Below are 989 nucleotides of genomic sequence, written 5' to 3'. Positions count from 1 at the left end.
GCTGTGAGCTCGATGAGTAAGGCGGGACACGTGGTATCCTGTCTGAATATGGGGGGACCATCCTCCAAGGCTAAATACTCCTGACTGACCGATAGTGAACCAGTACCGTGAGGGAAAGGCGAAAAGAACCCCGGCGAGGGGAGTGAAACAGAACCTGAAACCGTGTACGTACAAGCAGTGGGAGCACCCTTGTGGTGTGACTGCGTACCTTTTGTATAATGGGTCAGCGACTTATATTCTGTAGCAAGGTTAACCGTATAGGGGAGCCGCAGGGAAACCGAGTCTTAACTGGGCGTTAAGTTGCAGGGTATAGACCCGAAACCCGGTGATCTAGCCATGGGCAGGTTGAAGGTTGGGTAACACTAACTGGAGGACCGAACCGACTAATGTTGAAAAATTAGCGGATGACCTGTGGCTGGGGGTGAAAGGCCAATCAAACCGGGAGATAGCTGGTTCTCCCCGAAAGCTATTTAGGTAGCGCCTCGTGAACTCATCTCCGGGGGTAGAGCACTGTTTCGGCTAGGGGGCCATCCCGGCTTACCAACCCGATGCAAACTGCGAATACCGGAGAATGTTATCACGGGAGACACACGGCGGGTGCTAACGTCCGTCGTGAAGAGGGAAACAACCCAGACCGCCAGCTAAGGTCCCAAAGTCATGGTTAAGTGGGAAACGATGTGGGAAGGCACAGACAGCCAGGATGTTGGCTTAGAAGCAGCCATCATTTAAAGAAAGCGTAATAGCTCACTGGTCGAGTCGGCCTGCGCGGAAGATGTAACGGGGCTAAACCATGCACCGAAGCTGCGGCAGCGACACTATGTGTTGTTGGGTAGGGGAGCGTTCTGTAAGCCGTTGAAGGTGTGCTGTGAGGCATGCTGGAGGTATCAGAAGTGCGAATGCTGACATAAGTAACGATAAAGCGGGTGAAAAGCCCGCTCGCCGGAAGACCAAGGGTTCCTGTTCAACGTTAATCGGAGCAGGGTGAGTCG

General features: G+C 53.5%; 1 rRNA gene. It reads left to right on the top strand.

Features of this window, described 5'->3' with window-relative positions:
* Positions 1-989 (top strand): 23S ribosomal RNA (locus tag FJW00_RS17275); the annotation flags it as partial.

It is taken from the genome of Pantoea anthophila, assembly GCF_006494375.1.
Taxonomy (GTDB): domain Bacteria; phylum Pseudomonadota; class Gammaproteobacteria; order Enterobacterales; family Enterobacteriaceae; genus Pantoea; species Pantoea anthophila.
The sequence above is the reverse complement of the archived record's forward strand: the minus strand, read 5'-3'. Positions and strand labels throughout refer to the sequence as shown.